This window comes from Stenotrophomonas sp. B2 (genome assembly GCF_014947095.1).
Classification (GTDB): domain Bacteria; phylum Pseudomonadota; class Gammaproteobacteria; order Xanthomonadales; family Xanthomonadaceae; genus Stenotrophomonas; species Stenotrophomonas maltophilia_P.
Genome location: NZ_JADCQA010000001.1, coordinates 437690 through 443689, shown reverse-complemented (window position 1 = coordinate 443689; position 6000 = coordinate 437690). Strand labels below are relative to the sequence as shown.

Sequence of the window (6000 nt, the reverse complement as noted above, 5' to 3'; positions counted from 1 at the left end):
ACGCGCGCGGTTATCTGTCCGCGGCGGTGCGCTACACCGACCTGCGCCACGACACCCGGCGCAGCATCGCCGGCATCGAGGGCCTGCAGGATCCGCTGCGTGCGAAGTACAGCAACGATGCGATCTCCGCGCGGGTGGAACATGCGTTCTCCTTCACCAGCGGCAAGGGCGTGGTGATCCAGCCGCTGCTGCCGGTGGCGGACTACGCGCGCACCTCCGCGACGCGGTTCAACGAAGGGCAGGGCGTGGCGGCGCTGGCCGGGCATGGCGGCAGCCTGGAGAGCATCCGGGTCGGTGCGGGCCTGCAGCTGTTCAAGACCTTCGAGGGCAACAACGGCGAGCGCATCACCCCGCGGGCGCGGGTGGTGTGGCAGAAGGAGCTGGGGGATACGCAGGCCCGCTACAGCACCGGCTTTGCGGCGGCGCCGGATCTGGTGTTCGGCAGCAACAGCCAGACGGTGGGCGAGCAGGTGCTGAGCTGGAACCTGGGTGTGACCAGCCGGGCCAGCGAGCGGCTGTCGGTGATGGTCGACTATGTGGGCGAGCGCCGCGACGGTCAGCTGCAGAATGGCGTGCAGTTGGGCCTGGGTTACCGGTTCTGAGTGGCCGGCCGCACCAGCGATGTCCGCATCGCCGGTGCCGCTGGCGCTACCCTGCAATCCTGACCGATGAAGTGGTCAGAGAGACCATCCGATGCACCCTCGACGTACCGCTGAGCCAGCGGGACGCTTTCCTCTGCTGTGACTGCTGCCGGTCCCGGTGTCCAAGGGCGCATGTCGCTTCCCGATGGATTATGGTGAAGCTTCTGGAAGCGCTGTCCCAGATGCGAAGGGCCGGCGATTGGATCATTTGTCCAGAGGATTTCCTCGCCGGGTGGACACACGGGCGCGGCACTCAAGCGAAATTCAGACGTCGACAGGGGGCAGGATGAACGATGCATCGGGGCAGACAGGACGGAAGTCATTCTGGTCGAGGTTCGGACGGTACGTGCTGGGATTGGGGTCGATAGTGGTGGCAGTGGGCACCAGCCTTTTTCTTGCCGAGGTGAGGGCATGGACATGCCTGGATGCTCCCAAGGCCGATGAGCTGCGGTATCCGGAGGCGAAAGGCAGTGTCTCCTACCGTGAGCTGGCATCGCAGTCGCTGCAGCCCTCCTTCGACGGAAGGGAAGTAACGTTCAATGCGAAGGCATACGGTGAGTATGATCGGACTGCATATACCGCCTATATGACCCCTGCACGCAGGAGCAGTTCAATCGCCTACGTGGTGGGGACGGACGAGAAGGTGCAGGAGGGACCGTTGGGACGCGAGATGCCGAAGGTGGCGGTCCTGCTCTCGCCGGAGCTGTCCAAGCAATGGAGTGCGCTCGCCAATGGCAGTGGGGTGCGGATAGATGGCCGCGCGGAGTTTCTGCATGACGCACCTCCCGGGTCTGACATGGCCAGAGGGCAGGAATCCATGCGCAGGCTCGGGCAGGACCCGTCAGTGATGCGGGTTCCGGAGTTTGCCGACTTCTGGGTAGTGGCGACCAGGATCACCCCTTTGAAAGCGCTGAACGACCCGCGTGATCGCCTCATGTGCAGGTGGCGCACTTTCGAGACGTAACCGGTACGCGGCGCAATGTCGTGCATGCCGGGTGCTGCAACTGCTGCCTGCCCAGCGACTGGGCAAGCAACTCCCGTCCGCAGTCTGAACACGTTCATTCGACTTTGCCGAACGAGGGATTCCGGCGTGGCGACACCTGCGGCTGCGATGCTCCGCGCCCCATTGCGCGCACGGTGCGACAACGTGTCGCAGCCAGAATGGGGCCTTTCCTGCGGAGGATCATTGTCAATGCCTTTCTTAAATGGTGGGTGACGGCCTAAAATTGCAAGGCTGACTCGACCCCACCTCCCTGCCTGTCTCCGGACGGGTGGGACCGGCTTTGACCGGAGCGGGCAGGACGGGGAACGGCATTCCCTCGCAATTGGATCGACCGATGATTCCGTTGAAAACCCTTGGGCGCTGGTTGCGCCCGGGCCTGCTGCTCGCAGTGCTGGTGATGCTCACCGGCTGCGATGCCGTGGCCATCCTCAGTCCGAAGGGCCAGATCGGCCAGGATGAGAAGACCCTGCTGATCACGGCCACCGTGCTCATGCTGCTGGTCGTCATCCCGGTCATCATCATGACCCTGACCTTCGCGTGGAAGTACCGCGCTTCCAACACCAAGGCCCGTTACGAGCCGAAGTGGTCGCACTCGACGGCGATCGAGGTGGTGGTGTGGTCGATCCCCTGCATGATCGTGCTGGTGCTGGCCGTGCTGACCTGGCGCTCCTCGCACGCGCTGGATCCGTACAAGCCGCTGGAATCGGACGTCAAGCCGGTCACCATCGAGGCGATCTCGCTGGACTGGAAGTGGCTGTTCATCTATCCGGAAGAGAAGATCGCGGTCGTCAACGAGATCAAGTTCCCGGTCAACACTCCGCTGAACTTCAAGATCACCTCCGACACGGTGATGAATGCCTTCTTCATCCCGCACCTGGGCAGCATGATCTATTCGATGGCGGCGATGGAGACCAAGCTCCACCTGATCGCCAACGAAACCGGTGAATTCCCGGGCATGTCCTCGCACTACAGCGGTGCGGGCTTCGCCAAGATGCACTTCACTGCCTATTCGGTCACCGATGACGAGTACCGCCAGTGGCTGGACCAGGTCCGCGCCGGTGAGCAGACGCTGGACAAGACTTCGTTCAAGGCCCTGGGTGAAGCGCGCAATGCCGAGTGGTATCCGGTGACCTACTACGGCCGGTCCGAGGAGGGCCTGTTCGACTGGGTCATCGCCAAGCACATGGGCGACAACAAGCACTACGGCATGAAGCACGCCCATGCGGGCGCCGCTGCCGCCGATGCTGCCAGCCATGAAGGGCACGAAGGCCACGCCCCGAGCGAAGAGCACAAGTCCAAGGAGTCCGGGGAAAACCTGGATGCCACTGAACACGAGCACGCCGGCCACGCCGGTCATGCGGGCTCGGGAGAATGAACATGCTGGGAAAACTCTCTCTTGAGTCGATCCCCCACGATCCGATCGTGCTGACCACACTGGTCGGTGCGGTGCTGGGTGGCCTGGGCGTCGTCGCCCTGATCACCAAGTTCAAGCTGTGGGGCTATCTGTGGAAGGAGTGGTTCACCTCGGTGGATCACAAGAAGATCGGCGTGATGTACCTCATCGTCGCCTTCGTCATGCTGCTGCGCGGTTTCTCCGACGCGATCATGATGCGCACCCAGCAGGCCATCGCCGTCGGTGGCTCCGAGGGTTACCTGCCGCCGCACCACTACGACCAGATCTTCACCGCCCACGGCGTGATCATGATCTTCTTCGTGGCGATGCCGTTGATCACCGGCCTGATGAATCTGGCCGTGCCGCTGCAGATCGGTGCGCGCGACGTCGCGTTCCCGTTCGTCAACTCGCTCAGCTTCTGGCTGTTCGTCGCCGGTGCGGTACTGATCATGCTGTCGCTGTGGATCGGTGAGTTCGCCGCCACCGGCTGGCTGGCATTCCCGCCCTTGTCGGGGATCGAATACAGTCCAAGCGTAGGCATGGACTACTACATCTGGGGTCTACAGGTGGCGGGTCTGGGTACCACGCTGAGTGGTATCAACTTCTTCATCACCATCCTCAAGATGCGCACGCCGAGCATGAAGCTGATGCAGATGCCGGTGTTCACCTGGACTGCCCTGGTGACCAACGTGCTGATCGTCGCTGCCTTCCCGGTGCTGACCATCACCCTGGTGCTGCTGACCCTGGACCGTTACCTGGGTACGCACTTCTTCACCAATGACGGTGGCGGCAACGCCATGCTGTACATCAACCTGATCTGGATCTGGGGCCACCCGGAGGTGTACATCCTGGTCCTGCCGGCGTTCGGCGTGTTCTCGGAAGTGATCGCCACGTATTCGCGCAAGGCCCTGTTCGGTTACAAGGGCATGGTCTACGCCACCGCCTGTATCGGCGTGCTGTCGTTCATCGTGTGGCTGCACCACTTCTTCACCATGGGTTCGGGTGCCAACGTCAATGCCTTCTTCGGCATCACGACGATGATCATCTCCATTCCCACGGGCGTGAAGATCTTCAACTGGCTGTTCACCATGTTCCGCGGTCGCGTGCAGTTCACCACGCCGGTGCTGTGGACGATCGGCTTCATGGTCACCTTCACCATCGGCGGCATGACCGGCGTGATGCTGGCCATCCCGGCCATCGATTTCGTGCTGCACAACAGCCTGTTCCTGATCGCGCACTTCCATAACGTGATCATCGGCGGCGTGGTGTTCGGCATGTTCGCGGGCATCACCTACTGGTGGCCGAAGATGTTCGGCTTCCGCCTCAACGAGTTCTGGGGCAAGTGCGCGTTCTGGTGCTGGTTCATCGGCTTCTACGTGACCTTCATGCCGATGTACGTGCTGGGCTTCATGGGCATGACCCGTCGCCTGCAGAGCACGGTCAATCCGGCCTATGAGCCGCTGCTGCTGGTTGCTGCTGCAGGTGCCTTCATCGTCGGTGCCGGCATCCTGTGCCAGATCATCCAGGTGGCCGTGTCGATCCGCGACCGCAAGAAGACCGTCGACCTGACCGGCGATCCGTGGGATGCCCGTACGCTGGAGTGGGAAACCTCTTCGCCGCCGGCGTTCTACAACTTCGCCACGCTGCCGGACGTCACCGAGCTGGACGATTTCTGGGAGCGCAAGCAGCGCGGTGAGGCCTGGCCGAAGCCGGCGAAGTACACCGACATCCACATGCCGCGCAATACCGGCACGGGTGTTGTCATCGGTGCCTTCAGCCTGGTGTTCGGCTTCGCGATGATCTGGCACATCTGGTGGCTGGCCATCGTCGGCTTCGTCGGCATGATCGCCACGTTCATCTACCGCACCTTCGACCAGGACGTGGACTACTGGGTCCCGGCCGCCGAGGTGGAACGCATCGAGAACGAACACCGCAAGCACCTGGAAGCCCAGGGCCTGGTGAAGTCGGAGCTGAAGGCATGAGCACCAATACCTCGACCCTGAGCCACGGGCACGCCGCGCATGCGGCGGCCCATGGCCATGACGACCACGAGCATCACGACACCGGCGGCAACACCGTCTTCGGTTTCTGGGTGTACCTGATGAGCGACTGCCTCATCTTCGCGTCGCTGTTCGCCACCTATGTGGTGCTGGCCGGCGGCACCGATGGTGGCCCCGGTCCGAAGGACCTGTTCGAACTGTCGTTCGTGGCCTGGGAAACCGCGCTGCTGCTGACCTCCTCGCTGACCTTTGGTCTGGGCATGATCGCCCTGCACCGCAAGCAGGTGGGCCAGATGTACCTGTGGCTGGCAATCACCTGGCTGCTGGGCTTCGGCTTCATGTGCATGGAAGTGTGGGAATTCCAGCACCTGATCCACCAGGGCTATGGTCCGGACCGCAGTGCCTTCCTGTCGGCGTTCTTCGCCCTGGTCGGTACCCACGGCCTGCACGTCAGCGCCGGCCTGTTGTGGCTGCTGGTGATGTTCGTGCAGCTGAAGAAGTACGGCCTGACCCCGACCAACAAGACCCGCATGGCGTGCCTGAGCCTGTTCTGGCACTTCCTGGACCTGATCTGGATCGGCGTGTTCTCCGTCGTCTACCTCAATGGAGCGCTGTAATGGCACATGACAACCACGCACACGATCATGGCACCGGTGGCGAAAGCCACGGCAGCGTGAAGTCGTACCTGATCGGCTTCGTGCTGGCAGTGGTGCTGACCGTCATCCCGTTCTGGATGGTGATGTCGGGCGACTTCTCCCGCACCGTCAACGGTGTGGTGATCGCGATCACCGCCGTGCTGCAGATGCTGGTCCACCTGGTGTTCTTCCTGCACCTGGACCGCTCCTCGGAGAGCCGCTGGAACGTCAACGCTGCTGCCTTCACCATCGTGGTGATCGGCATCATCGTGGTCGGCACCCTGTGGGTCATGCACAACATGAACGTGCATATGATGCACTGACGTCC

6 protein-coding genes are annotated in these 6000 nt (G+C 62.5%); all 6 read left to right on the top strand.

The window, feature by feature from the left end; genetic code table 11:
• Positions 1-602: autotransporter outer membrane beta-barrel domain-containing protein (locus IMX13_RS02080; RefSeq protein ID WP_193395647.1), on the top strand; the 602-nt coding region annotated here is incomplete at its 5' end.
• 415 nt (positions 603-1017) lie between these two features.
• Positions 1018-1605, top strand: a complete 588-nt coding sequence (locus IMX13_RS02075) for a hypothetical protein (RefSeq protein WP_181452134.1) — start codon at positions 1018-1020, stop codon at positions 1603-1605.
• A gap of 373 nt (positions 1606-1978) precedes the next feature.
• Entirely contained in the window at positions 1979-3019 is a 1041-nt protein-coding gene (cyoA, locus tag IMX13_RS02070) for a ubiquinol oxidase subunit II (RefSeq protein ID WP_193395646.1), read from the top strand.
• A gap of 2 nt (positions 3020-3021) precedes the next feature.
• Entirely contained in the window at positions 3022-5019 is a 1998-nt protein-coding gene (cyoB, locus tag IMX13_RS02065) for a cytochrome o ubiquinol oxidase subunit I (protein WP_053518988.1), read from the top strand.
• A complete protein-coding gene (gene cyoC / locus IMX13_RS02060; protein WP_065174633.1) occupies positions 5016-5654 on the top strand; it encodes a cytochrome o ubiquinol oxidase subunit III in 639 nt (212 codons plus the stop codon). The genes cyoB and cyoC overlap by 4 nt, the downstream gene beginning before the upstream one ends.
• Entirely contained in the window at positions 5654-5995 is a 342-nt protein-coding gene (gene cyoD / locus IMX13_RS02055; protein WP_053518984.1) for a cytochrome o ubiquinol oxidase subunit IV, read from the top strand. The genes cyoC and cyoD overlap by 1 nt, the downstream gene beginning before the upstream one ends.
• Positions 5996-6000: the final 5 nt, after the last annotated feature.